Genomic DNA, 24,028 nt, shown 5'->3' on the forward strand with positions numbered 1-24,028 from the left:
CCAGTGCGGAGCCGTTTTTCTTTACCTGCTCAATAGTAGTTAGAGGAATAACGCCACATAGGAGACCAGATGCCGCAAGAAGGGATGTGCCCCATGGAGGACGTGTTCAAGGAGTTACAGAAGCTCGGCTTTTCTCCGTATGAGTGCAAAGCCTATATTGGACTGTTGAAGGTTCACCCCATTACAGGCTATGAGATCAGCAAGCGATCCGGCGTGCCGCGCTCTATGATTTACGAGGTGCTGGGGAAGCTGATGGATAAGGGGGCCGTTCATCTCGTGCCTTCCGATCCGGTCAAATACTCGCCGGTCCCTTCCCGCGAGCTGATCGATCGGCTGCGGAATCAGTTTGAGCAATCCTTTTCTTTTCTGGAACAAAAACTGTCGCTATTGCAGCGGGAGCGGGACATGGATGTCATCTGGCATATCCGCAGTGATGAACTGGTGCTGAATGAAATGGCGGATATGATCGGAAGGGCGGAGGACGAGCTGTGGCTGTCTGTCTGGGAGCCGCAGGTGCCTGTCGTTCAAGAAGCGGTGGAGACGCATCTGCGGGAAGGGGTCCAGGTGTTTTCCGTGCTCTTCGGCGCGCCGGAATCCCGTATCGGGACGACCTTCCATCATGATTATATGCCGCCGGAAGTCGTTAAGGATCGGGCCGGAGGGCGCTTGACCATCGTGTCCCGCGACGGTGAGGAGGTGCTGATCGCGAACTTCTCCGGCGACGCTGCCTCTTGGGCGGTTCGGACGCATGACCCGGTGCTCGTCCTGGTGGCGACGGAGTATATCCGTCATGACATCATGATTGAAGAGATAACGGCCGTGTTCGGGGCGGAGAAGCTGGATGCGCTGTGGCGGAATCATCCTGCGCTCTACCATGTCGTCACCGGACAACGGTATGAGGAGCAAAGGCGGACAGAGGAGGAACCATGAACCAACAATACATGAATGCGCCGGCGGCGAGAAATGAACCTTTTTTGCTGGGGGTAAGGGACTGCCTTCCCACGGTATTGGGATATCTAAGCATTGGCTTCGCGGCCGGGGTGGTGGAGAAAACGGCCGGCATGTCTTTGGCCGAGATCGCGCTGCTGTCGATATTTCTGTATGCCGGCTCTGCCCAATTCATCGTGGCCGGCATGCTCGCCTCGGGAAGCCCCGCTTTTGCCATTATTTTTACTGTGTTTTTTGTGAATTTGCGCCATCTGTTAATGAGCGCGGCGATGTCTCCTTATTTCCGTCATCTGCCCGCTTGGAAAAATATTCTGATCGGCTCCCAGCTGACCGATGAGACCTTCGGCGTTGCTGTTACGAAGCTGACGGGGCGGACGCAGGGGAGCTACCGGTGGATGCTCGGACTGAATGTGACCGCCTATCTCAATTGGCTCGCCGCCAATCTGGCCGGCGGGGTATTCGGACACTGGATCGACTCGCCGGAGAAGTACGGGTTAGATTTTGCCCTGCCGGCGATGTTCATCGGCCTGTTCATGTTGCAGTGGCTGGAACGGTCCAAGTTCAGGGTGGATCTGGCGGTCGCAGGCTGCGCCGTGGCGGCAGCCATTGCCGGGACGATGTTCCTGTCCAAGAGCGCCGGTGTCTTAATCGCTATTATTATCGCGGCAAGCGTAGGGGTGTGGATGGAAAAATGGAAGTAAGATGGAGCTTTCTCTTGATGCTGGCGGGAGCGGCGCTCGTTACCTTGATACCGCGGGTGCTGCCGCTTATCGTCCTGAGCAAGAAGCCGCTGCCGGAATGGGGGCAGAACTGGTTGAGCCACATACCGATCGCGGTGATGTCGGCCCTTCTGGCTCAGGAGCTGTTCGTCGGCAGCGAAGGCGGCTCCCTGCTGCCGCTCATTGCCGCGGCGGCCGCATTCGCCGCCGCATACTTCACCCGGAGCTTGCTCATTACGGTCGTGACCGGGATGGCAGTCATTGCGCTGCTCCGCTATGCCGCCTCCGTGCTGTAGCGCCCGGCAGGCGGATGCGGCGAGCGAAGGAGGCCGCTCGCCGCTTAGGAACCCGCCTCCTGCTTCCGCTGCTGAACATCTTCGCCGGCGAGATAGAGCTCATACGCCTGCTCGAACAGCTCCAGCAGTTCAGGCTCCAGCGGATACATCCCGACTTGGGCGGATTGCTCCGGGCACTTCCGGATTTCCCACAGTTTATCGAGAAATTCCGCTTCTCCGGGAAAGGATTCCTCGCTCTTCTCGGCAATTCTCCGAATAATGCGCTGCACCTGGGGCGAAGCCGGTCCGGCATCCATATGCTTGCGGAGCTGTGCGATGAGCCCGAGCCACTCCAGCGAATCGGGATCGGTGCCATCCACTCTCGGCAGGCGCGACATCAGCTTCTGCTCATGCTCCTGGAACAGGAGCTTGCGGTATTTCCTGCGCGTCTCCTGACTGCGTCCGGACAGTTGAATCAGCTTCTGAATCGCATTGCCCTTCGCATCTCCTTCGACAGCCATACTGTGAATGAGCTCGCGCAGTTGCATCTCCATCTGCTTAAGCTTCTCCTGCTCCTCCAGCACATAGGCGAGCTGATTGTTCAGACTGGCCGACCAATCAAGGTCATGGATGGCGAGCATCTCATCAATCTCTTGCAAGCGGAACCCCATCTGCTTCAAAAATTGGATATGCTTCAATCGCATCAAATCTTCATCCGAATAGAGCCGATGTCCGCCGGGCGTCTTGCCTGCCGGGTTCAGAAGCCCGATTTGGTCGTAATAGCGGAGCGTCCGGACGGTGATGCCGGTCGTTCTGGTCACATCTTGAATCGGAATCACGATGCTTCCTCCTTACTTGCATAATGTCTCCCTATTATATAAGATGACGCTGCGTCAGTTTCAAGCCCTGCATAATATATGACCAGCGGCCGTTGTGGGATATCCATTGACAATTCTAGTTGTTAGGCATATAGTTGTTTAGGCAACTATATTGATTTTAATCACCGAAAGGGGACTGCGGGCTTGACCGAAGAGAATCGTCTGTTCCATTCCATTGGCTTCGTAATGGGCATGACCTATCGCAAGGTGTCGACACTGTTCCAGCATCGCTTGAAGGAGTACGACATCACGCCGGAGCAATGGACCATCCTGTATCAGATTAGCCGGGCCGACGGCTTGATTCAAAGAGAAATTGCCGAGCGATCAGGGAAGGATAAGCCGACGACGACGCGGATTCTCGATCATCTGGAAGCGAAGGGATTCGTGTTCAAGACACCGGGAGAGCATGATCGCCGTTCCTTCCTCGTCCGCATTACGGAGCGGGGGAAGGCGCTGATCGAGCGAACCTCGCCAATCGAGCAGCAAATGATTCATGACATCAAGCAATGTATGTCGGAAGACGAATATGATCTGCTTATCGAGCTTCTTCTCCGCGTCAACAGCCATGTGAATGAATTACCAGACAGAGAATAAGGAGAGAGACACTTGATGAAGGAACCATCAACACCGCTTTGGACAAAATCATTCCTATCATTAACGATTTGTTCGTTTTTATTGTTTTTGAATTTACAGATGCTGCTGTCTTCCTTTCCCGCGTATGTAAAAAATGAATTCCATGCCGGGGATGTAACCGTCAGCCTGGTCACCAGCGTATTCGCTGCCTCCGCCATCGTGACCCGCTTCATTACCGCGGCGCTGATGCGGAGGATGAAGCGCAGCGTCATCATGTATATCGGGCTTGCCGCCGCCGCGGTGATGACGGCCATCTACGCAGCGGCCGATTCGATCGGCTCCCTCCTGCTGATGCGGGTGGGATACGGCATCGGGTTCGGGATGGCCAGCACGATTATCCCGACGATGGTGTCCCAGATCATTCCGCTCCCCCGCATGGGGGAAGGGATCGGGTACTTCGGCTTGTCGACCAGCCTCGCCATGTCCATCGGACCGATGATCGGACTCAATGTCATGAAGCAAGCCGGATTCGGCACGCTGACCATCATCGGGACGGTAACCGTCGCGCTCATCTTCCCGATCCTGCTGCTGACCCGCTCGATCCCTCCCGAACGCAGGCAGCCCCGAGCCGCCGGCGCGTCCCGGCAGATGCAGTCCTTCCATCCGAAGCTGCTGTTCCCGGCTCTGCTCAATGTCATTCTGTCCGTTACCTACAGCGGGCTGCTCGGATTCATTGCCCTGTTCGGCGAAGCGGTGCATCTGGAGCAGGTCGGGCTGTTCTTCCTGTTCAATGCCGTCACGATCATCCTGATCCGGCCGATATCCGGCCGGATTTTTGACAGCAGAGGCCATGCGGCCGTGCTGATCCCGGCGGCTATCTGTGTTATCGCCAGCCTGACGATATTATCATATACAGCCTCGATCCCGATGCTGATCCTGTCCGCACTGCTGTACGGGCTCGGGTTCGGCGCGATTCAGCCGACGATTCAGGCCTGGATGATCCGGCTCGTGCCGAAGGAGCAATACGGCATGGCGAACAGCATGTTCTACAACGCGACCGATCTCGGGGTCGCTGCCGGAGCGCTTCTGCTCGGGGCGATCTCGGCCGTCACGGGCTATGCCGTCATGTACCGGTATTCCGCCGGCTTCATGGTTCTGTTCCTGCTTGTATACGCGATGGTGCAGGGGGGAGCGATGAGACAGCGGAGCAAGGCGGATCTGTCGGCGTAAGCGAACCATCCGTTATCTCAGCACAGAAGCTGTTCCGGCATCACGCTTCCGGATCGGCTTCTTCGCGTGATGCCGGAACGATGAGCGGTTGCACCAGCGCTGTTCGGCAGACCGCACTGGTCAACGATCCCGCCCGGCGGTATAGTGAGAAGACAGGGAAAAGTGGAGGCTGGTATGCATGGGTAAGTTGAAAATCGATGCTCCCAAATTGCCGCGGGAGCTGGCTGAACTGAATTTGCCGCACGGAATGCTGTATGATGAAGATGTGTTCCGTGAAGGGATGATCAAGGATTGCGTCATCGAACGGCAGAACGCGGATCGAGTTACCTTCGACAAAGTGGTATTACGGAATGCCACATTTGCAGAGACCGCTCTGTCGCGAACGGAGATGTTAGACGTCGTGCTAGACAGATGCGATTTGTCGAACATTGATTTGAGCGGGGCCATCATTCACCGCGCCGAATTCCGCAATTGCAAGCTTATCGGAATCGACCTGATGGAGGCGACGCTCCGCAATGTGCGGTTCATCGGCTGCAACGCAAGTTATGCGAATTTCCGGTTCGCGAATATGAAGCAGGTTCATTTTCAGGAGTGCTTGCTCGTTCATGCGGATTTATATAGCTCGAGCGTCCTGCAGACGCAATTCGAGAACTGCGATCTCGATCAGGCGCAATTATCCGGCACGAAGCTGGCCGGCATCGATCTGAGCGAGTGCACGTTCACGGCGCTGGGCGCCGGTCTGGACGACTTGCAGGGCTGCATCATCTCTCCGGAGCAAGCCGCTGTCTTCGCCGCCCAGTTCGGCCTGAAGATTAAGGAGTAGCGGGGAAAAAGTCTATCAAGCTTCTTTGTCCAGCCGCGTCAGCGGCTTCTTGGCCGGTCCCTCCAGCACTTTGCCGATAATGGAGAAGCGGGAACCGTGGCAGGGGCAATCCCAGCTCCGTTCACCGCTGTTCCATTCCAGCTCGCATCCCATATGGGTGCAGGTCGTATCGACAATGTGGAGCGTTCCGTCTTCATCCCGGAAGGCGCCGGCTCTGCTCCCGTTGAGGGTGACGACTGCGCCTTCCCCGGCAGCGAGATCCTCCGGCGTCCGCTGCACCGATTCGAGCTTCCCGCTGACGAGATGCTTGGCAACGTCGGCATTGTGGACGACGAAGTTCTTCACATCCGGCGTCACCTGGAACCTGGACGGCGTGTACAACTCGCGATACGGGCTATCCTTGCCCTTCACAATATCGCGCAGAAGGAGACCCGCGGCCGCACTGTTCGTCATGCCCCATTTTCGGAATCCGGTGGCGACGAGCACATTGCCGATTCCCGACGAGACCGGACCGATATAAGGAACCTTATCCAACGTGTCCAGGTCCTGGGCCGACCAGCGGTACGAAATATGCGGAACCTGGACCAGCCGCTCGGCAAATGCCTGCAGCGCCTCATAGTGCTTCATCGTGCAGATGCCTTGCCCGGTTTTGTGGCTCTCGCCGCCAACCAGGAGCAGCGGTCCGCCATCCCGGGACGTCGCGGTTCGCACTGACCGCTTCGGATGGTCGGCGCTCAAATACATGCCTTCGAGATAGGCCTCATCTCCGATCGGGATTCCCAATACATAGGATCGCTCCGCATGAAGGCGGGTAAAATAATACCCTTTGCCATCGAAGAACGGGAAGTGGGTGCAGGAGATGACATGCTTCGCGGTCACACGGCAGCCATCCTTCGTAACAACGGTCGGAGCCGCTCCTTCTTCCACAGTCTGGGCCATCGTGTTCTCATAGACGATGCCTCCCGCTTGCAGAAATTGTTCCGTTAGCGCCTTCACATACTGCAAGGGATGGAACTGGGCCTGTCCCTTCATGACAATGGCACCTTTAATCGGCAGAGGGAGCGGGCAATCATCGACCCACTCGCCGGGGATGCCGAGCTTATGATAGGCGGTCATCTCATCTGCAATTCGACGAACGCTTTCCTCCTGTTCCGTATAAATATAAGCGTCCTGCTCGCGGTATTCGCACATGATGCGGTGCTTCTCTACATGCCGCTTGATGAACTGTGCGGCCTCCGTATTGGCCTGGTAATATAGCTTGGCCTTCTCTAGGCCGAACGTGCCGATCAAGTCATGATAAATGAGATCATGCTGTGCCGTAATTTTGGCGGTCGTGTGCCCGGTCGTGCCATTGAACAACCGGCCGGCATCAAGCAGGACGGTCCGGTAGCCCTCGCTTGCCAGCAGATAGGCCGCCGTGATGCCGGTGATTCCGCCCCCGACGATGGCAACATCGGCCTGAACCGAAGGCTCCTCCAGCTTCGGGAAGGCGGGAAGGGAACAAGTGTCTCTCCAGTACGATTGAGGGAGAACGGGCAATTCTTCATGGATGGGGCGGTTCTCTGTCATGCTGATCCTCCTGATCCTTCACGGTATATGTTATCACCATTGCCGGAACGGCATCATCACATACATGCTCCGGCCTGATTCAATGTCAGCCGGAATATTCCCGGTTCCGGGACATATATAATTACAATGAGACGGAAAAGGAGGGAACCCCCATGACCGAGAAGAAGCCCGCACACAAACCGCCTGCCGAGAAAGAAAAACCGCCTGCCAAGCCGCATCATGTTCAGACTTGCCTTCACCCGATCATGCAGCCTGCTTACGTCAATCATCATCCCGCCGCGTGCACACCGATATGCACGATGCCGGCCGTGCCGCAGCCAACCGAGTACGTAACCTGCCTGGATCCGGTATTCCTGGACCATCTAAGCCGGCATCAAGGCCAGCGGATTATCGTCCGGACGACTGTAGAGACGCTGGAAGGCGTATTGGCCAGCGTCGCGGTCGATCATATCCAGTTGAATCGGCATGACAAAGCGTTCCATATCCGGACCGCTCAGATTGTCCATTTCGAGGGGCTTCCGATTACGTATTTATGATGCACGCGACTGGTCCGCGCAACGCACAATAATTAGGATAAAAAGGCTCCCGGCGGAGCCTTTTGTCATGAAAATAAACAGGCAAGTTTTTCTGGACGAAGCCCAAATTTTGCTTAATGGGGGTTTAGCCAAGTCACTTAGGATGCCATCCCAATATGATAAGTATGTACCTAGCATGAAAGGAGGTTGCTGGAATGAGTGGTGTAGGCGGAATCGGTTGCAAAGGTGTCGGGGGTCTGTTTACTTCAACAGGCGTTATCTTAGTTCTCTTTATTTTGTTGGTTATCGTATTGCGTTCGTGTTTCATTTAATAAAGGTGAATTAGCCGTATAATCAACGCACTGCTTATCGCTTCTTCTTTGAGCCCTGCTCCATAGCAGGGCTGTTATGTTGTTTTCCGCCCTTGACAAGGACAATGCGGGGGCGTGTGTGCTTGGCTATGCAACCGGGAGTTCTCCGGCGCGGGATCGCATGATGTTCCTTGCATTCGGGAACAATAATTAAGAAATCCAACCTGGATCGATATAGTCGGCTGAGTGCAGGGGCAGAAGAAGAAAAAGAAAAAGCAGGGCTTCAGCACGAACCCCTGCTATCAATGACATATTTTATTGTTGCCAATTCCATTGGTCATCCTGGATAGGAGCTTGCTGATAATAGCCTTCCCCCGCGTTACGATCTTGAGTCGGGGCAGAGGCTGCGGATGCAGAGGTGGTAATGACGCGGCGCGCGGTCACAAACGTCTTGTCCCAGGCGCTGCCGGAAAAATCAGAAATCGTTACGCCGACACCGACTTTATAGGTGTGAAGAAGCTTGTCCCCGCCCATGTAAATGGAGACGTGGTTAATCTTGCCGTCCCGGTTCGTATCGGAAAAGACAAGATCGCCGGGCTGAAGATCGTTCTTGGAGACTTTAACGCCCGCCGCCGCTTGTTCCCGCGAAGAGCGCGGAAGCTCGATGCCATGCTTCTTGAATACATACTGCGTGAACGAAGAGCAGTCGAATTGATCGGTCCGGCCGGACTTGGCTCCGAAATGATAAGGGACGCCGAGAAAGGCTTTCCCTGTCGCAATAATATTATCTGCTGCCGTAGAAGCGGACGCGGAGGCCGCTTGAGCTTGTTGAGGGGCTGCCATTACCGTGCCTGACAATGCTATCATAAAGCTAAGGCTGATTCCCGCCACTGTTTTTACGATGCGTTGATTCTTCATGTTGTTCATGGTCTTCCTCCTTGTATTGAAAAGTTGGGGTAAGGCCTACAAACAACATAACATATGATTTGCATCCATTATTTAACGGATGTCATGAAAACGCTGTAACATCAATGAATTCCCGGCTTTATTAGAATTCGATGAGAAAATAGTAACGAGTTCGTCACAGCCAATATCTTGAAGCTCTTATTGATTGTTCACGGCTGTGAAGGCGAAGCTTGACATATGGGCTGCTTCAGGGATATTATAGATACGATAAGTCCTTGAATGAGGTGCAGTCATGAGATTTTCAAAAGCGACGAATTATGCTCTACACACGATGCTCATGCTCGTAGAAGCTTCTTCGGTGAAGCCGATTGGCGTCCAGCAGTTGGCGGAAGCGCAAGGCGTGTCGCCGACCTATCTTTCCAAAATTTTAACGAGACTCGTGAAAGCAGGAATGATTGAATCGGTATCCGGGGCCAATGGAGGCTATCGGCTAACGGGCAATAAAGACGACATTACGTTTTTGGATATCATTCATGCCATTGAGGGGACCGCTTCATTGTTCGAATGCGGCTTTGTCCACGGATCCGAATGCTTGATTCAAGCGGTCATGAAGGAAGCGGAAGAGAAAATGGAACAGCATCTTCAAAATGCGAAATTGGCGGATCTGGCCCACCAGCAAACGCAAATGTAACGAGATCCGCCGCTTCGCGCGGTGTTGCAGCAACATGATTTGAAGCGGTGAAGGACTATTTTTTTGGCTATATTATAGATATAAAGAGTCTTTTATATCCGTATTAGAAAGGATGAACAGCATGATTTACGATTGCGCAATTATTGGCGGAGGCCCCGCCGGCTTGAATGCAGCTCTCGTCCTCGGGAGGGCAAGGAGGAGGGTCGCTTTGCTCGACAGCAACCGTCCCAGAAATGCCGTCACGCAAGCGTCACATGGCTTTATTACGAGAGACGGCGTCACTCCGGCGGAATTCCGCCGCATTGCTTATGAGGAGGTGCTGCGTTATCCGCTAGTCGATCATGCGCGAACCGAGGTTGTGACACTGAACCGGACTGCATCGGGATTTGAGGTGCTTGATTCGTCAGGCCAGCGCCTTCAAGCGCGCAAAGTAATCCTGGCGATGGGCGTGAAGGAGGTTTTTCCGGAGATCGAAGGGTTTTATCCGCTATATGGAAAAAGCTTGTTCAATTGTCCTTATTGCGACGGCTGGGAGCTCCAGGATCAACCGCTTGTCATTGTGTCCGAATCGTCAAGCGTGTTCCATATGGCCAAGCTGCTCCTCAATTGGAGCAAGGATCTGGTCGTCTGCACGAACGGTAAGGCGCCTCTGCCGGAGGAGCAAATACAGCGGCTGCAATCCCTGGGTATCGCCGTAATGGAGCAGCCTGTGGCGGCTTTCGTCGGCAAGGAGGGGCAGCTTGAGCAGCTTCGCTTCGCGGACGGAACGCTGATTCCGCGGGCCGGCGGCTTCGTGACGCCTCACTGGGCGGCAAGCGCTCCGTTCGGCGAACAGTTGGGCTTGGACAGGACGGAATCGGGCGGAATCAAGACGGATCAAGGGGGAAGAACCCCGATACCCGGCTTATACGCCGCAGGGGACGCTTCGTACTTCGCGCCTTCTCAAGTGATATTTGCCGCAGCAGATGGCAGTCGAACCGCGATGAGCGTCAATATGGATTTGACGGAGGAAGATTACGGATAGGAGGTAAGGCGGAATGGAATTCAGAATGGTTCTCGATGAAGTTAATCCTGCTGCCAGACAGGAGAAAGCGGCGCTTGAGCTGGCGGAGCATATTACGCGAGTCGCCGAGCTTGGAGTGCCTGATCATGTATATGAACAAGTCCGCGCTAATTTTAATGAACAGCAATACGTGAATCTCGTGATGGCCATCAATGCAATCAATTGTTGGAACCGGCTCGAAATTGCGGCCGGCATGACACCTGGATGCTCACTGGAAAAATAAATGAAGCAAGAGGAGAGGAAGATCCGAATGACAATTTACAATGCGACCGATGCCACATTTCACAAGGAAATGCAAGGCACAGGCTTGACTGTCGTCAATTTTTGGGCGCCTTGGTGCGGACCTTGCCGGATGTTCCCTCCCATTCTTGAGGCGTATGACGCAGCAGGGAGCCACGATGTGAAAGTAATCAAATTCAATGTTGACGAAAGTACGGATACCGCTTCTCAATTCGGGATTATGGGCATTCCGGCTACCATTCTGTTCAAGAATGGCGAAGCAGTCGACAAAAAAGTCGGAGTCATGTCCCTGGAAGGACTGAAGCAGTTTGTATCGAAGCATCAGTAAAACCCGTTATTGTGTTAACCGGATCGATTAGAAGCCGCGAAAAAGGAGCAGCAGGGCTGCTCCTTCCCTCATTATTTATGGCTTTTATGCTCCCATATCCCCGCCAGCGCCGAAATTAAGCTGCCACAGAACTCCAAACCGATCTTCCACTTGTCCGTAGCGTTTGCTCCAGAATGTCTCCTGCAGCTCCATGACGACCTTGCCGCCGACCTTGAGCTTGTCGAAGAACGTCTGCAAATCATCCTCGTTCTCGCTGACGATGGCCAAGCTGATATTGTTGCCGACTGTAAAAGGCATTCCCGGGAAGACGTCCGAGAACATGACGTTGCTGCCCAAAATAGTAAGACGGGTATGCATAACCAGATGCTTGGCTTCCTCCGGAAGCGTAAAGTCCGGGTGGGGCGGCGTATCGCCAAAGGTCATGATCTGCGGCTTGTCTGTGCCGAATACGTCGGCATAGAACTCGACGGCTTCCCGGCAGTTCCCGTTAAAATTCAAGTATGCATCTACGGACATGTGCTTCAACTCCTTCGCTCGATTGGATCTTCATCGTATATTATTGGGCGGCAAGAAAGCAATTATGCTGCGAAAAAATATTTTAAATCTTAATAAATTAATGCAGCGATTCGACTATGACAGGTAAAAAATGAAAATAACAATGGCGTTCATGATGCCGTGCAGCATGACGGGCATCCACAGGGTGCCCCTTTTTTCATAAAAAAGTGCAAACACGCAGCCGGTTACGAAGGCATTCAACATGAGTTCGGGAGCATGGCCAGCTCCGAAAATAAGCGCGCTGACGATGACGCCGGCCAAGACGCCGAAGCGGCCCCGCAAATAGCCGAAGATTACGCCTCGATTCACGGCCTCTTCTACGAACGGAGCAATGACCGCCCCCATAAGGAATGTTAGGACGAAGCCGAGCGATTCTGCCGACTCGGCCTTGGAAGAGCCCGCCGTCCATAGAAAAGTAAATGTAAACCACAGCACGAGAAGCGAGATGAGATTGGTGATGAGCGCCCAGGGCAGCAATTGCAGCCAATCCTTCCTCGTGGGCCTTCGGAATCCGAAGGCTGTCCAGGATAAGTGATACTTGCGGATAACGACGAGCCCGATAACGACAAGCTGAATGAGGTGAAAGAGGCAGGCCGCTGTGTAGTGGGCATAGGGGGGACGAAGTCCCAGATGCTCCAGCGGGGCTGCGGCGATGCTCATGACGGGTGCCGACAGTAAGAGCCTCCATATGACGAGAATGAACAGCACGTCGATTCCATTCCATGTGACCTTGCCTCGTTCGTCAGCGCGAGGAGGGTGAGTCAGGTTGTTGCTCATTGACGTTTCTCCTTTCGATGCTTTCATATCATCGTTGATGTCATCTACGAATATTAGCCATTATAGGAGGCCTCGTTACGTCACTTTCAATGAACAAACGGTGAACTTCGGTTTGCCCGAGCAGGAATTGGGGGAAGTTGGATTATATTGCTTGGCGGAGTGAATAACACGACTTGTTGACATGACACCAAATGGTTTCATATAATCAGAAAAGCGAAACCATTCGGTTTCATATTTTTCGAATTAAAGGAGAATGAGGATGGAAACCAACAACAAGAATCAAGTTCCCGATATCCAGCAAACCGTAGTCTTGAACGCGCCGATTCAAAAGGTGTGGGATGTCGTATCGACGGCGGAAGGCATTGCCTCCTGGTTCATGGAGAATGATTTCGAGCCGAAGGAAGGACATGAATTCCATATTCAGTCCCCGTTCGGCCCTTCCCCGTGCAAAGTCATCGAGATCGAGGAGCCGCATCGGCTGTCTTTCACATGGGACACGGAGGGCTGGGTCGTCACGTTCCTGTTGAAAGAGATGGGGGATAAGACCGAGTTCACGTTGGTTCACGGCGGGTGGAAGGAAGCGGATGCGATTATCGCAAAGGCGAACGAGAGAAGCGCGGTCATTCGCGAGCGGATGAACCAGGGCTGGGATGGGATCGTACATCAAGGGCTTCGCAAGGCAGTCGAGGGGTAAGTGTCATCGCCTGCGGCTAAATACGATGTATTTCAGGCTATCGCCGACCCAACCCGCAGAGAAGTTCTTCGCTTGCTGGCGGACCGGGAATTGCCGATCTCCCAGATTACGAGCCATTTCCCGATCAGCCGCACCGCCATTGCCAAGCATCTTCATATTCTGACCGAAGCCGAACTGGTCAGCGGACGGAAGGTGGGCCGGGAGAAGATCTACCGGCTGCACCCGGAGCCGCTGACGGAGCTGAAGGATTGGCTCTCCTTCTACGAGCGCTTCTGGAGCAACAAGCTGTCGATCCTGAAGCATGTCGTGGAGCAAGAGGCGAATCCCGGCTTGCATGTCGCGGCTGCGGAGGAGAAGGACAGGCACTGACATTCCGTCAGTGCCTGTGTCGACTATGCTGCCTCCCGGCGCGGCGGAAGAGCAGCGGATCTTGCGGACGCTTGGCTTACTTGGTCATTCGAAAGGATCCCTTGGCCAGATAGACAGCAAGGCAGGCGACGATGGCGCCCGCGATGAGGAACAGCAAGGGAATCGGCAAATGGTCCGCCCATAGGCCTGACAGGAGCAAGCCAAGCGGCAAGACCAGCTTCATGAACATCGAAGAGGTGCCTGCGACGCGGCCGAGTAAATGATTGGGCGTCGACTCCTGGCGAATCGCCAAATAAATGATATTAACGATGACGGTGGTACAGGTTCGGCAGGCTAACAGAATCGCGAGCTGCCACCAGGTCCCCGCGAAGAAAAAGAAGCAGAGCACAACCGCATCGATGCAGAGCATAGCATGGAAAATGGCGCCTCTTGTCCATTTCTTGCGAAGCAGCTTCTGTCCTTGCGCCCCGGCAATCCCCCCAAATGCCGAGATGGAGAACATCCAGCCCACCTCCTTCGGCGTTGCCCCCAATTGATCGACCGTGTAAAAGACGAGCACGCCGATAACTAAGCTCGTGGCCAAATTGGTAAACAAGATGGCGATTGTCGGCGGAAGCAATGTCTGATTGCCGAACAGCTCGCGCATCCCTTCCTTCATGTCTTGCCAAAGGGTCTGTTCACACGCGCATTCAGGCGACGGCACCGGATCAAGCAGCAAGACCGTAACCCATAACAGAACCAAGCTTATCGCATACAGGAAGAACAACCATTCATAAGTAAGCCAGATGATAAGGAAGCCGGCGATGGACGGGCCGATAATCGAGAGGACCGTGCCCAGCAGCGAGAACCGGGCCTGAATATCCGTCATCCTCTCCCGGGGAAACAGCTGCGGCATAATCGCATGCTTCGCGTTGCCGAAGGTGTAGCTGACGGCCGACAGCAGGAAGCCGAACAGATATAGCTGCCACAGATGGAGCGCATCCAGCCAGAGGAGAAGAACGAGGAGTGTAGCGAGTCCGGCTTGCAGCAAGCTTGTCCATGTCATCATCTTCCGCCGGTTCATCCGGTCCACCATCGCCCCGGCAAGCATGCCGAGCAGCACGTTCGGCACAAAATCCATCACGCGCATCGTACTCATGGCGAGTGCGGATTGGGACCATTCATAAATAAACAGCGGCAAAATAAAGCTGTAGATCTGGCCGCCCATCGTTACAATGAACGTGCCGGCATATAACACATTGAAATTGCGATACTGATGCAACGATTGCTCTGACATGCTTCCTCATCCTTCCGTAGATGTTATTTCCAGTGTAGAATGAAGAAACGGGAACAAAAAGTGATCATATTATAAAAACAGTTCCCCTTTTAGGAGGATGATCATGTATCCTTATTTGATTGAGCTGGCCAGACGTTTCCCGCCAGGAATCGAAAGGGAGACAGGGATTGGGGAACTGGCCGCTCTGTTCCATTGCTCCGCGCGTTATACGAAGACGATAATGAAACAACTGCATCAGCAGGGGGACATCCGCTGGATTTCTTTTCAAGGCAGGGGCAAGAAGCCGCGTCTTCGGCTGAACAAGAGCTTGGAGGAGATCATTCGCCTCTATTTTCAAGCGCTGTGGGAGAAGGGCGAATTCCAAAAGGCGTTCCAGCTCATCGCCGAGCATGGCATGTTCCAAGACGGGGAGATTCAGCGTGTCATTGAGGAGGCGTACGGCCTCCACCAGATTGTACATAACGAGAAGCCGCTGGATGTGTTCCGTTATCCGTATCCGGATACACGCTTAGTGCTCGATCCGCTGTATGCGATCTCGAGGCATGATGTGCATTTTGTCGAACACATCTTTGAACCGCTGCTGCGGTTCGAACCGGAGCTTCAACAGCCCGTGCCCAATCTTGCCCACGCTGTCGACACCGGGGACGGAGTGACTTGGCGAATTCTGCTGCGCAAAGGCGTCCGCTTCCATGATGGAACCGCTGTCCGAAGCTCGGATGTGATGGGCACGCTGAATCGGGCCATGAAGCGGGACCGGATGTTCATTCCGATGGAGCGCGTCAACATAGAGGATGATTATTCCTTGACGGTGCAGTTGAAGGAACGCAATTATTTGTTCCCGCGAATCGTATGCAGTCCGAAGCTGTCCATCGTGCCGCTGCGATGGATTGAAGGCGGAGAAGACGGCATTCCGCCCGGGACGGGGCCCTTCCGGCTGGCCAGCCTAACGGATACCTTGGTGAAGCTGGAAGCATTCGAGCATTATTTTGGCTGCCGGCCTTGGCTCGACCAGGTTGAGGTGATCCATACGCCCAACCTATTGACATTTGGGTTATCGACCAGTGTGTCGAACGATCCGGACGAAGAGGCGATGATAATCGAGCAGGTCGAGCAGGGAGCCGATTTTGTGCTGATCAATGGCAATGAATCGAGCGTCTTCCATGATGAGGCCGCACGGCATTGGCTGTATAGCGCGATCGAGAGCGAAGCGTTTTGCTTGTGGGAAGAGGGAGAATTCGCGGCGGCGAGCTTCCTGGTACACCGTCCGGAACAGCAGCTGCCCCAGGCATGCGCGAGGCCGAAGCCCGAGACGTGTGCAAGACCGAAGTCTCGCATCCCGTATCCGAAGCCTGACATCCCGTGGCCGACGATCCGCATCCGGGTTCAGCAAATCCGGCCGGAGGCCAATCATATGAGAGAGGCGAAGGTGCTGGAGCGGCTCCTGCATGCGCATGGACTGCAATGCGCGTTGGAGCTTGTGTCCCCGGGCGAGATCGATGAGGAAGCAGGGAGCAAGTATGATTGCTTCGTCGGGGGAATCGCTTTCGGCAAGGACTGGATGATGTCGGCGATGGCCATGTTGCAGGCCAAGGGCAATTATTTCATGTCAGCGCTGCCGGAAGAGGGCCGAAGTCATGTGCGCTCCCTCCTTCGCCAGCTTCAAGGCGAGCAATCGGAAGCGGCGAGAGTGCGATGGTATGAGGAGATAGAATCGTATTTCACCAGCAAGGCTATCTTGAAATTTCTGGCGCATCGCCGCCATACGCTCTATGTGTCGAAGCACAGCCCGTTCTACCATATCCGCATGGATGCCAACGGGAAAATAGATTACCGCGCTATCGTAAGGAGCAGGGATTCCCGGCAATAGGGGCATTCGGCTACAGCTCCCCTTCGATAATCTTCGTCATGGCCAGATCGCCATTCCGGGCAGCCACCGTCAATGGCGTCGCTTGATACGGATATACCATGTCGAGAGCGTTGAAATTGATGTCGGCGCCATGGTCGAGCAGCGCCTCGAATCGCCCGATATCCTGCAACTGTATCGATCTCAATCCCTCCTTTCTTAACAAAACTTCATAAATCTTCATAATCGTCTAGCAGAATCTTTAGAAACATTAACACTCTATTTAAAGATAAACAAGATAAACAAGCTACGATGAAGCCTAGTAGAAAAACACTTCATGGAGGCTTGTTATTGATGAAAAAGAAATCGATTGCCGTCTTGTTCGGCGGCTGCTCCACCGAATATGAGGTATCCTTGAAATCCGCCGCGTCGGTCATCGATCATGTGGACCGGAATCGCTATCATATCGTTATGGTCGGCATTACGCGCGAGGGAAGGTGGCTGAAATATCACGGCAGCACCGAGGATATCCGGCAGGACCGCTGGCATGCCCATCCCGCCTGCTTGCCCGCATGTCTCTCGCCAAGCCGGGACGTCGGCGGTCTCATCGTGCTTGTCGGCACCGAGTATCATCTTACTCCCATCGATGCCGTCTTCCCCGTCCTGCACGGCAAAAACGGCGAGGACGGAACCGTTCAGGGGCTGCTGGAGCTGTCGGGGATTCCGTTCGTCGGCTGCGGCTCGCTGTCGTCCGCCATCGGGATGGACAAGGAGATCGCGCATACGTTAGTGCGCGCGGCCGGCATCGAGACGGCGGAGTCGATTGCGATCTGGGATGACGAACCGCTGGACACTGCGCTGGATGCTGCGGCAAGACTCGGATTCCCGCTGTATGTGAAGCCGGCCCGATCCGGATCGTCCCTGGGCATTACGAAGGCATGCAATAAGCAAGAGCTGATGGCTGGCGCCATACTCGCTTTTTCCCATGATAATAAGATCGTGATCGAGCAGCATGTGAATGGCTTCGAGGCGGGATGCGCCGTGCTGGGCGATGCCGATCCGATCGTGGGGGAGGTTGATGAGATTGAGCTTCGGGACGGATTTTTCAATTATCATGAAAAATATACGCTGGAGACGTCTGTCATTCATATGCCGGCCCGCATCGACGCCGATACCGCAGCCAGGATCAAAGCAGCGGCGTTGACTGTCTATCGTACGCTCGGCTGCCGCGGGCTGGCCCGAGTCGACCTGTTCCTGACGGATGAAGGGAAGATTGTATTCAACGAAGTGAATACGATGCCGGGCTTCACTTCCGCCAGCCGATATCCGAATATGCTGCGCGGGATCGGCCTGTCCTTCCCGGACATCCTGGACCGGCTGATTCAGCTCGCCCTTGCGGAGGAGCGGAGCGCATGCATCAAGTGAGGATGTATGCGGTTAACCGCAGATCGCTTATGGGAAAATATACGGAAATTGCCATCGGCCAGGATCGGATTCATGAGGGGCATGTGCTGCTCGTGAACCGAGACCATCCGGTGAAGCGCCCGCCGGCGCCGGAGGAGCTGCTTCCGGTGCAGCAGATTCCGGCGGCGCTTCATCGCGAGGAGCAGGAGATTCGGCTGGAGCAGACCTGCCTGCGCCAGTTGAACAAGCTGCTCCAAGCCTGCCGTGCCGCGGGGCGCATCGTGGCTGTCAGCGGCTACCGCTCGAAGGAAGCGCAAGCCCGCATCTATGCGGCATCGGTGCGGGACCACGGTCCCGCCTTCACGGCGAGCTATGTCGCGCGCCCGAATGAGAGCGAGCATCAGACCGGGCTCGCAGTGGATGTCGGCGAAGCTGCTGCTGCGATCGACTATCTTTGTCCGTTGTTCCCCGATCGCGGCGTCTGCCGGGATTTCAGGCGCCTTGCTGCGGATTACGGCTTTATTCAGAGGTACGAGGAAGGCAAGGAACAGATTACCGGGATCGCTTGCGAGCCGTGGCATTTTCGCTATGTCGGCTTCCCGCATTCGCGGATTATCGCAGAGAACGGACTGTGCCTGGAGGAGTATATCGATGATGTGAAGCAATTTACCTGCGATGGGCCGCATCTGATCGTCGAGGGCCGGTACGGGGTGGATGAAGTGTATTATGTTCCGGCGGCAGCGAATGGCCTGACCGCGGTGCCTGTCGTTCACGGCACGCCCTGCCGCTTGTCCGGCAATAATCAGGACGGCTTCATCGTGACTGTGCTTCATCGCAAAGGCGGTGCGCGCCGTGACGGCTAACGCTCAATGTGCCGGGCTCGACCGCTTCAAGATCGTGGCTGCCCTGCTGGTCATTGCCATTTATACCGGTTCGTTGATGCCGTACAGCCCCTATGCCGATTTTGTGTTGACCGGCATTGCGGCGCGTGTGGCCGTGCCGTTTTTCTTTATCGCATCGGGGTTTTTATTGTTCCGCAAGCTGACGGGGGAGAAGGCTCGGGATCGCGGCCTGCTGCATCGCTTCATACGTAGAATCGGGCTGCTGTATGCGGTGTCCATCGTACTGTATTTGCCTTTGAACGGGTATGCGGGTTACTTTGACGTATTTCTCGTACCGTCCGTATACGCCGGGTTCCTGCTGCTGCTGCTGCTGCGGCAGACGGTCGGGAGCGGCACGGCGCTGCGGGAGATGAGCACGTGGATCTGTATATTGCACCCGTGGGCCATCGTGCTCGTACGCGGGTCGGCCAAGCTTGCCGGCCTTACGCCGATCCTGGTCGGAGACAGTCTCGTTCATTATGCGGCGGTCGCGGCGCTGTCGGTTATGATGTCCTTCAGCGTTGTCTTCTTCCTTCGCCGCTTGCAGCAATCAGCGCCGGATCCGCGCCGCCGGGCATGGGCGGAGATACGGCTGGATGATGTGACGCATAACGTGCGGGAGCTGCGCGGACTGCTGGCGCCCGATTGCGAGCTGATGGCCGTCGTCAAGGCGGATGCTTACGGGCATGGCAGCATTCCGGTGGCCAGACATTTAAGCCGCATTGGCGTGCGTCATTTCGCGGTGGCGGACGTGGAGGAAGGAATTGCGCTGCGCCGAGAAGGCATCAAGGGAGAAATATTGGTGCTCGGCTATACCTCTCCCGCGCGGTTCGGTGATCTGGCGCGATACCGGCTGTCGCAGACGGTCATCAGCGCCGATTACGGCAAAGCATTGAACGCAGTCGGCAAACCGATGAACGTTCATATTAAGATTGATACCGGCATGAGCCGGCTGGGCGAACGTTGGACCGATACGGAAGCGATCCGTTCGATGTATCGGCTTCGCAACTTGCGCGTCACTGGAACGTTCACGCATTTGTCTTGCTCCGACAGCCTTGCCGAAGCGGATATCGCGTTCACGAATGCCCAAATCAAGCGATTTGGGGAGACGATCGAGGAGATCCAGGCGGCCGGGCTGGACCCGGGCACACTACATATGCAGAGCAGCTACGGGATCGTCAATTATTCGGAGCTGCGCTGCGGCATGGCCCGTCCGGGCATTGCCCTGTTCGGCCTGCTCGGCACGGAACGCGATCAGGCGCAAGCGCCGATCGATCTGCGTCCGGCACTGTCGTGGAGGGCGAGGGTGACCTTGGTCAAGCAGATGCAGGCAATCGATCCTGTCGGGTACGGGCGCAATTACACGACCAGGCCGGGCAGCGTCATTGCGACGGTGTCGATCGGCTATGCGGACGGCGTGCCGCGAGTTCTCGCGGAGAAGGGGGGAGCGGTTCTCATTCGAGGCCACAGGGCGCCGATCGCGGGCAACATTTGCATGGATCAATTGATGGTGGATGTGACGCATATCGAGGGGGTTCAGGAAGGGGATACGGTAACGCTGATCGGACAAGACGGGCAAGCATCCATTACGGCAGGCGAGATGGCGCGCCGCTGCGGAACGATAACGAACGAGATCGTGAGCCGCATCGGCCAGCGAGTGGACAGAATCTATCTCTAGCACGAGCGGATTTATCTCTCAGGGGGAGGAATGCCGCTTCCGGCAGAGAGTGTTACGATGTAACTTGCAGATACCGGAGTACTTCAGCAGTCCGGACCATTCTCCTAACGATATGGGAGAAGAATCAGTGGGGCGCATCATGACATCTCGTTGGGGGACGCGTGCTGGTGCTGCTGATCGCCGAGGCGATTGGTGGTCCGGGCGCGTCCTTTTTGCGTTGTCTTGACTTTCGGCTCAAGGTGATTTATGATAGGTGATGTGATTTAGTAATTTAGTAATCTACTAAATATCTATATTCGATTTAGGGTAGTCTAGATATAGACTAGTTTCGAAATAGACTAGTGTCGATCTATATCAGATCGGATGGAGGAGATAGAAGATGAAAATTCCTACAAATTTAAAGCATAAGCCTGTCATTGTCTCGGAAAATTACGAAAATGTGGACGGACGTTACTCGGGACATTCCGATGCGAAGGGGCTCTCCTTGGGCTTGGCCCAATGGAATGACCGCGGCAAGGTCGATATCTCGGCCAAAGTATGGCGATATACCGGCGAGAAATGGTCCAGACAGTCGGAGGAGCTGCCGCTTCACCGCGTGCTTGACCTGGCCATCCTCGTCTGCCGGAGCATGGTTCATTTTCGCGAAGCGTACCGTTATCAGGACTTGTATGATCCGGAGAATCCGGTCATCGACCGCATCGGGCTGCAAGGGGATGCAATGACGGTGGCAGTGTGCACCGAGAACGATAAGATTAAGGAAGATATCAAGCTGTTCAGCCAGGCGCTCAGCGACGATGACGAGCTGAATGGCGAACGGCTGCGGACATTGTCTGCCCTATTGAAGGAAATGGGGTATTGATTTGGATAAAGCATCTATGCCGCGTGAGGAAGGAGGAGCCGCCATGGCACTGGATAAGGAGAGAAAGAAAGAGCTGGCCTCGGCATACCAGAAATCGTTCCGGCCAATGGGCGTTTACCAGATCCGCAATGTGAAGAACGGAAAAATTTTCGTGGATGGCACGATGGATCTGGAAGGAGCCAAAAACCGGCTTGAATTCATGAAGCAGACGAAGATGAGCGGCATCATTCCGGAGCTGAAGCAGGATTGGGACGCATACGGCGGCGACTGCTTCGTGTTCGAGGAACTCGATCAGATCAAGCCGCGGGAAGAAAGCGTCGCCGACCGTTCCGAATTGAAAAAATACCGGGACGAGGTGGACGCGCTGCTGGATCTGTGGATCGAGAAGCTGCAGCCATTCGGAGATAACGGATATAATAAACCGAAGCGCACGCCCTAAGTGCAGTAACCGGCCGGAAGGCCAATGTCATTAAGATAAGGCGTGGAAACCATAATCAAGCACAAGAGCAGGTTATCGAAAAGATAGCCCGCTCTTTTTTTGAAAGAAAATCAAGACTTAACAGGTAGATGGATATGTGTGGCGAAGACCCTTGAAACACGAGGAGGCCACGTCCATGAATGAGTATGCGAATTCGCTAAAAAAAACGCTGACATCCCTCATACGAGAAATGGCAGCCGCACCAGCTCCTTATGTCAAAAACCCTGAAAAGATTTTACCCGAAAGAAAAAGCTGCCCTTTGAAACGGTGATGCAACTCCTGATCTCCATGGGGCAACAGCATATATAAGGAACTTTGGAATCACAAGGCTATGACGTAAACACCGCAACCACTTCCGCTTTGTCCAACAGAGGAATAAAGTGCTGCCGTCTGCTGTGGAATTCTTGTTTCACGCATTTACGCAATCGGTTACGGATATCAAGGACTACCGAGGGTATCGGCTACTTGCCGTTGACGGTTCGGATTTGCATATCGCAACTGACTCTGCGGACACGGACACCTATTTTCAAAGTCAACCGAACACGAAAGGCTATAACCTTCTGCATTTGAACGCTGCCTATGACTTGTGCAACAGACTGTACGTGGATGCCATTGTTCAGCCACGAAGGTTGTGCAACGAGGGAAGGGCGCTGGCTGCTATGGTTCACCGTTCTCCAATCAAGGGCAAAACCATTGTGATTGCCGATAGAGGTTATGAAAGTTACAACAATTTCGCGCATCTTGAACGCAAAGGGTGGAACTATGTCATACGGGTAAAGGATTTGGATTCCAATGGTATTCTTTCGGGCTTGCGTTTGCCCTCTAGCGGAGAGTTTGATAGGAACGTTCATCTGACACTCACCAAAACAAACCAAAGAGGTCAAGGCTAATCCCGAGATTTACAAGTTCGTTCCTTCCACGTCTACCTTTGATTTTTTGGATTTGCATGAGAACTTGTTTTACCCGATTTCCTTTCGGGTGGTTCGTTTCGTCCTGCCGAGTGGCGCTTTTGAGACCGTCATTACGAATCTTACCGCCACGGATTTCCCACCGGGTGAAATCATGTCAATGTATAACATGCGATGGGGCATTGAAACCTCATTCCGGGCATTAAAGTACACTGTCGGTCTGACGAATTTTCATGCAAAGAAACGAGAGTCCATCACCCAGGAGATATTCGCAAGAATGATCCTGTACAATTTCGCTGAAATGATGACCTCGCACGTCGTCATTCCCAAATGGAGAAACGGCACCCCTATCAAGTTAACTTCACGGTTGCCGTTCACGTGTAGACACTTCCTGCGCTCAAGGGACGATGAACCCCGCCTGATGTTGAAGCGCTGATTCGCAAAACATTTTGCCGATTCGACCCATTCGCCCAGGGCAGCAGAATACGCGCAAAATACGCTACAAATCAGTGGTTAGCTTCGTCTATAGAGTAGCATAATTTGTTTCATATGAACATTTTTTTAAGCGGATCTTCCCTCCGCTTTGTTCGCCGTGCACTTTTTTCCTTGCTTGTATAAAAAAAGAAACGGCACAGGGTCTTTCCCATGCCGTTTTAGATTCCTATGTTTTCGGCTCTTGTCTTTGAGCTAAACTTAATGACATTGGCCGGAAGGCCGGTTTTTTGCTGTACATGGGATGCCATCGGATTCCACGGGATGCCATGGGGTTCCATGGCATCCATGCGATTCCGTGGGATGGGACGACGGCGTGCCTCCTTGCGTGGCGATGGCGTTCCTGGCTGGACGATTCAAGGCGTGGTGTAAAGCGAATCCTGCAAATTTACCGTATTTTATCGCATAGGAGGGCGTGTTTTCCATAATTGCTGTGAAAATACAGGAATTTGCCTGTTTTCACGGAAGTGGCGCTGGTACAGGGTAGAATTGATGTATATTTGCAGGATTCCGAGTAACCTTAATCGGGCGTGAGGAAAATCCTGCATTTTTGCAGCTTCACTCTTCTACCTATCTGCCGCCGAAAGTGGAACGTTAGCAAGTATGTGTGATTCGTGATGGACTTACACAACATCCTCACTTTATTCAATGGATTGCCATCCTTCTTTTCCATCTTCGGGCTTCGCCGCCCAAAATAGTTGTCTAAGGCTAACAACAGTAAGACATTAGCGACTCCACCTGGACG

Annotated in this window: 28 protein-coding genes and 1 pseudogene; 22 read left to right on the forward strand and 7 right to left on the reverse strand. The window is 54.3% G+C overall.

Annotated elements, in window-relative coordinates:
• The first annotated feature begins 93 nt into the window (after positions 1-93).
• The 3 genes from FLT43_RS28870 to FLT43_RS28880 are packed head-to-tail and all read left to right on the forward strand — an operon-like array spanning position 94 to position 1,963.
• A complete protein-coding gene (locus FLT43_RS28870; RefSeq protein WP_087440078.1) occupies positions 94-930 on the forward strand; it encodes a TrmB family transcriptional regulator in 837 nt (278 codons plus the stop codon).
• On the forward strand, positions 927-1,649 hold the full coding sequence (locus FLT43_RS28875; protein ID WP_087440077.1) for an AzlC family ABC transporter permease: 723 nt from the start codon (positions 927-929) through the stop codon (positions 1,647-1,649). Before FLT43_RS28870 ends, FLT43_RS28875 begins: the two co-directional genes overlap by 4 nt.
• The gene (locus FLT43_RS28880) at positions 1,640-1,963 is read left to right on the forward strand and encodes an AzlD domain-containing protein (protein WP_087440076.1); all 324 of its coding nucleotides are present in this window, start codon (positions 1,640-1,642) and stop codon (positions 1,961-1,963) included. Before FLT43_RS28875 ends, FLT43_RS28880 begins: the two co-directional genes overlap by 10 nt.
• Before the next feature lie 44 nt (positions 1,964-2,007).
• Here FLT43_RS28880 and FLT43_RS28885 read toward each other — a convergent pair whose 3' ends face one another.
• Complete coding sequence (locus FLT43_RS28885) at positions 2,008-2,781, reverse strand: MerR family transcriptional regulator (protein ID WP_087440075.1); 774 nt, start codon at positions 2,779-2,781, stop codon at positions 2,008-2,010.
• Positions 2,782-2,964: 183 nt separating this feature from the next.
• Between FLT43_RS28885 and FLT43_RS28890 the strand changes: the two genes are divergently transcribed.
• The 3 genes from FLT43_RS28890 (at position 2,965) to FLT43_RS28900 (ending at position 5,446) form a co-directional block, all read left to right on the forward strand.
• Positions 2,965-3,414, forward strand: a complete 450-nt coding sequence (locus FLT43_RS28890; RefSeq protein WP_244193982.1) for a MarR family winged helix-turn-helix transcriptional regulator — start codon at positions 2,965-2,967, stop codon at positions 3,412-3,414.
• A gap of 15 nt (positions 3,415-3,429) precedes the next feature.
• Positions 3,430-4,623, forward strand: a complete 1,194-nt coding sequence (locus tag FLT43_RS28895) for an MFS transporter (RefSeq protein ID WP_087440074.1) — start codon at positions 3,430-3,432, stop codon at positions 4,621-4,623.
• Positions 4,624-4,801: 178 nt separating this feature from the next.
• Positions 4,802-5,446, forward strand: coding sequence for a pentapeptide repeat-containing protein (locus FLT43_RS28900; protein WP_087440073.1), 645 nt, complete (start codon positions 4,802-4,804; stop codon positions 5,444-5,446).
• Between the two features lie 15 nt (positions 5,447-5,461).
• Here the strand turns inward: FLT43_RS28900 and FLT43_RS28905 are convergent, their stop codons facing one another.
• The gene (locus FLT43_RS28905) at positions 5,462-7,015 is read right to left on the reverse strand and encodes an FAD-dependent oxidoreductase (protein ID WP_087440072.1); all 1,554 of its coding nucleotides are present in this window, start codon (positions 7,013-7,015) and stop codon (positions 5,462-5,464) included.
• Positions 7,016-7,167: 152 nt separating this feature from the next.
• Here FLT43_RS28905 and FLT43_RS28910 point away from each other — a divergent pair, with 152 nt between their 5' ends.
• A complete protein-coding gene (locus FLT43_RS28910) occupies positions 7,168-7,551 on the forward strand; it encodes a DUF2642 domain-containing protein (RefSeq protein ID WP_087440071.1) in 384 nt (127 codons plus the stop codon).
• A gap of 605 nt (positions 7,552-8,156) precedes the next feature.
• Here the strand turns inward: FLT43_RS28910 and FLT43_RS28915 are convergent.
• Positions 8,157-8,768 (reverse strand): C40 family peptidase, encoded by a 612-nt coding sequence (locus FLT43_RS28915; RefSeq protein WP_087440070.1) that lies wholly within the window; start codon positions 8,766-8,768, stop codon positions 8,157-8,159.
• A 271-nt stretch (positions 8,769-9,039) separates the two neighbouring features.
• Between FLT43_RS28915 and FLT43_RS28920 the strand changes: the two genes are divergently transcribed.
• The 4 genes from FLT43_RS28920 (at position 9,040) to trxA (ending at position 11,069) form a co-directional block, all read left to right on the forward strand.
• Positions 9,040-9,438 (forward strand): Rrf2 family transcriptional regulator, encoded by a 399-nt coding sequence (locus tag FLT43_RS28920; RefSeq protein WP_087440069.1) that lies wholly within the window; start codon positions 9,040-9,042, stop codon positions 9,436-9,438.
• A gap of 121 nt (positions 9,439-9,559) precedes the next feature.
• A complete protein-coding gene (locus tag FLT43_RS28925; RefSeq protein ID WP_087440068.1) occupies positions 9,560-10,462 on the forward strand; it encodes an NAD(P)/FAD-dependent oxidoreductase in 903 nt (300 codons plus the stop codon).
• 13 nt (positions 10,463-10,475) lie between these two features.
• Complete coding sequence (locus tag FLT43_RS28930; RefSeq protein WP_087440067.1) at positions 10,476-10,724, forward strand: carboxymuconolactone decarboxylase family protein; 249 nt, start codon at positions 10,476-10,478, stop codon at positions 10,722-10,724.
• 27 nt (positions 10,725-10,751) lie between these two features.
• A complete protein-coding gene (gene trxA, locus FLT43_RS28935) occupies positions 10,752-11,069 on the forward strand; it encodes a thioredoxin (protein ID WP_087440066.1) in 318 nt (105 codons plus the stop codon).
• 84 nt (positions 11,070-11,153) lie between these two features.
• On the opposite strand, the gene FLT43_RS28940 is transcribed toward trxA, so the two are convergent.
• Complete coding sequence (locus tag FLT43_RS28940; RefSeq protein ID WP_087440065.1) at positions 11,154-11,585, reverse strand: VOC family protein; 432 nt, start codon at positions 11,583-11,585, stop codon at positions 11,154-11,156.
• 114 nt (positions 11,586-11,699) lie between these two features.
• On the reverse strand, positions 11,700-12,401 hold the full coding sequence (locus FLT43_RS28945; protein WP_164776645.1) for a CPBP family intramembrane glutamic endopeptidase: 702 nt from the start codon (positions 12,399-12,401) through the stop codon (positions 11,700-11,702).
• A gap of 259 nt (positions 12,402-12,660) precedes the next feature.
• Here FLT43_RS28945 and FLT43_RS28950 point away from each other — a divergent pair, with 259 nt between their 5' ends.
• Entirely contained in the window at positions 12,661-13,095 is a 435-nt protein-coding gene (locus tag FLT43_RS28950; protein ID WP_087440063.1) for an SRPBCC family protein, read from the forward strand.
• Positions 13,096-13,464 (forward strand): ArsR/SmtB family transcription factor, encoded by a 369-nt coding sequence (locus tag FLT43_RS28955; RefSeq protein ID WP_087440062.1) that lies wholly within the window; start codon positions 13,096-13,098, stop codon positions 13,462-13,464.
• A 76-nt stretch (positions 13,465-13,540) separates the two neighbouring features.
• Here FLT43_RS28955 and FLT43_RS28960 read toward each other — a convergent pair whose 3' ends face one another.
• The gene (locus FLT43_RS28960; RefSeq protein ID WP_087440061.1) at positions 13,541-14,740 is read right to left on the reverse strand and encodes an MFS transporter; all 1,200 of its coding nucleotides are present in this window, start codon (positions 14,738-14,740) and stop codon (positions 13,541-13,543) included.
• A 103-nt stretch (positions 14,741-14,843) separates the two neighbouring features.
• Between FLT43_RS28960 and FLT43_RS28965 the strand changes: the two genes are divergently transcribed.
• Positions 14,844-16,607 carry an ABC transporter substrate-binding protein gene (locus FLT43_RS28965; RefSeq protein WP_087440060.1) on the forward strand — a complete coding sequence of 588 codons (1,764 nt, stop codon included), beginning with the start codon at positions 14,844-14,846 and terminating at the stop codon, positions 16,605-16,607.
• Positions 16,608-16,632: 25 nt separating this feature from the next.
• Here the strand turns inward: FLT43_RS28965 and FLT43_RS29565 are convergent.
• Positions 16,633-16,749 (reverse strand): annotated as a pseudogene (locus tag FLT43_RS29565) (ankyrin repeat domain-containing protein); the annotation flags it as partial.
• A 188-nt stretch (positions 16,750-16,937) separates the two neighbouring features.
• Between FLT43_RS29565 and vanG the strand changes: the two are divergent.
• From vanG to FLT43_RS30965, 8 genes are all read left to right on the forward strand, one after another.
• On the forward strand, positions 16,938-18,008 hold the full coding sequence (vanG, locus tag FLT43_RS28970) for a D-alanine--D-serine ligase VanG (RefSeq protein ID WP_087440059.1): 1,071 nt from the start codon (positions 16,938-16,940) through the stop codon (positions 18,006-18,008).
• Positions 17,996-18,850 (forward strand): D-alanyl-D-alanine carboxypeptidase family protein, encoded by an 855-nt coding sequence (locus tag FLT43_RS28975; protein WP_244193981.1) that lies wholly within the window; start codon positions 17,996-17,998, stop codon positions 18,848-18,850. Before vanG ends, FLT43_RS28975 begins: the two co-directional genes overlap by 13 nt.
• Complete coding sequence (vanT, locus tag FLT43_RS28980; protein WP_087440058.1) at positions 18,840-20,546, forward strand: serine racemase VanT catalytic subunit; 1,707 nt, start codon at positions 18,840-18,842, stop codon at positions 20,544-20,546. Before FLT43_RS28975 ends, vanT begins: the two co-directional genes overlap by 11 nt.
• Before the next feature lie 379 nt (positions 20,547-20,925).
• Complete coding sequence (locus FLT43_RS28985; protein WP_087440057.1) at positions 20,926-21,405, forward strand: DUF6530 family protein; 480 nt, start codon at positions 20,926-20,928, stop codon at positions 21,403-21,405.
• 43 nt (positions 21,406-21,448) lie between these two features.
• Entirely contained in the window at positions 21,449-21,844 is a 396-nt protein-coding gene (locus FLT43_RS28990; protein ID WP_087440056.1) for a GIY-YIG nuclease family protein, read from the forward strand.
• Positions 21,845-22,019: 175 nt separating this feature from the next.
• Positions 22,020-22,154, forward strand: coding sequence for a hypothetical protein (locus tag FLT43_RS30620; protein ID WP_280525907.1), 135 nt, complete (start codon positions 22,020-22,022; stop codon positions 22,152-22,154).
• A 109-nt stretch (positions 22,155-22,263) separates the two neighbouring features.
• The gene (locus tag FLT43_RS29820) at positions 22,264-22,773 is read left to right on the forward strand and encodes a transposase (protein WP_221936170.1); all 510 of its coding nucleotides are present in this window, start codon (positions 22,264-22,266) and stop codon (positions 22,771-22,773) included.
• A 52-nt stretch (positions 22,774-22,825) separates the two neighbouring features.
• Complete coding sequence (locus FLT43_RS30965; RefSeq protein ID WP_423250184.1) at positions 22,826-23,227, forward strand: transposase; 402 nt, start codon at positions 22,826-22,828, stop codon at positions 23,225-23,227.
• The last annotated feature ends 801 nt before the right edge of the window (positions 23,228-24,028 follow it).

Origin of the sequence: Paenibacillus thiaminolyticus (genome assembly GCF_007066085.1) — a bacterium.
In the GTDB taxonomy this organism is placed as follows: domain Bacteria; phylum Bacillota; class Bacilli; order Paenibacillales; family Paenibacillaceae; genus Paenibacillus_B; species Paenibacillus_B thiaminolyticus.

What these genes read in the sequence shown, in the direction of transcription:
- FLT43_RS28870 (WP_087440078.1), top strand. Translation starts at nt 94, where the DNA reads ATGGAGGACGTGTTCAAGGAGTTACAGAAGCTCGGCTTTTCTCCGTAT.
- FLT43_RS28875 (WP_087440077.1), top strand. Translation starts at nt 927, where the DNA reads ATGAACCAACAATACATGAATGCGCCGGCGGCGAGAAATGAACCTTTT.
- FLT43_RS28880 (WP_087440076.1), top strand. Translation starts at nt 1,640, where the DNA reads ATGGAAGTAAGATGGAGCTTTCTCTTGATGCTGGCGGGAGCGGCGCTC.
- FLT43_RS28895 (WP_087440074.1), top strand. Translation starts at nt 3,430, where the DNA reads ATGAAGGAACCATCAACACCGCTTTGGACAAAATCATTCCTATCATTA.
- FLT43_RS28900 (WP_087440073.1), top strand. Translation starts at nt 4,802, where the DNA reads ATGGGTAAGTTGAAAATCGATGCTCCCAAATTGCCGCGGGAGCTGGCT.
- FLT43_RS28905 (WP_087440072.1), bottom strand. Translation starts at nt 7,015, where the DNA reads ATGACAGAGAACCGCCCCATCCATGAAGAATTGCCCGTTCTCCCTCAA.
- FLT43_RS28910 (WP_087440071.1), top strand. Translation starts at nt 7,168, where the DNA reads ATGACCGAGAAGAAGCCCGCACACAAACCGCCTGCCGAGAAAGAAAAA.
- FLT43_RS28915 (WP_087440070.1), bottom strand. Translation starts at nt 8,768, where the DNA reads ATGAACAACATGAAGAATCAACGCATCGTAAAAACAGTGGCGGGAATC.
- FLT43_RS28920 (WP_087440069.1), top strand. Translation starts at nt 9,040, where the DNA reads ATGAGATTTTCAAAAGCGACGAATTATGCTCTACACACGATGCTCATG.
- FLT43_RS28925 (WP_087440068.1), top strand. Translation starts at nt 9,560, where the DNA reads ATGATTTACGATTGCGCAATTATTGGCGGAGGCCCCGCCGGCTTGAAT.
- FLT43_RS28930 (WP_087440067.1), top strand. Translation starts at nt 10,476, where the DNA reads ATGGAATTCAGAATGGTTCTCGATGAAGTTAATCCTGCTGCCAGACAG.
- trxA (WP_087440066.1), top strand. Translation starts at nt 10,752, where the DNA reads ATGACAATTTACAATGCGACCGATGCCACATTTCACAAGGAAATGCAA.
- FLT43_RS28940 (WP_087440065.1), bottom strand. Translation starts at nt 11,585, where the DNA reads ATGTCCGTAGATGCATACTTGAATTTTAACGGGAACTGCCGGGAAGCC.
- FLT43_RS28945 (WP_164776645.1), bottom strand. Translation starts at nt 12,401, where the DNA reads ATGAGCAACAACCTGACTCACCCTCCTCGCGCTGACGAACGAGGCAAG.
- FLT43_RS28950 (WP_087440063.1), top strand. Translation starts at nt 12,661, where the DNA reads ATGGAAACCAACAACAAGAATCAAGTTCCCGATATCCAGCAAACCGTA.
- FLT43_RS28960 (WP_087440061.1), bottom strand. Translation starts at nt 14,740, where the DNA reads ATGTCAGAGCAATCGTTGCATCAGTATCGCAATTTCAATGTGTTATAT.
- FLT43_RS28965 (WP_087440060.1), top strand. Translation starts at nt 14,844, where the DNA reads ATGTATCCTTATTTGATTGAGCTGGCCAGACGTTTCCCGCCAGGAATC.
- vanG (WP_087440059.1), top strand. Translation starts at nt 16,938, where the DNA reads ATGAAAAAGAAATCGATTGCCGTCTTGTTCGGCGGCTGCTCCACCGAA.
- FLT43_RS28975 (WP_244193981.1), top strand. Translation starts at nt 17,996, where the DNA reads ATGCATCAAGTGAGGATGTATGCGGTTAACCGCAGATCGCTTATGGGA.
- FLT43_RS28985 (WP_087440057.1), top strand. Translation starts at nt 20,926, where the DNA reads ATGAAAATTCCTACAAATTTAAAGCATAAGCCTGTCATTGTCTCGGAA.
- FLT43_RS28990 (WP_087440056.1), top strand. Translation starts at nt 21,449, where the DNA reads ATGGCACTGGATAAGGAGAGAAAGAAAGAGCTGGCCTCGGCATACCAG.
- FLT43_RS30620 (WP_280525907.1), top strand. Translation starts at nt 22,020, where the DNA reads ATGAATGAGTATGCGAATTCGCTAAAAAAAACGCTGACATCCCTCATA.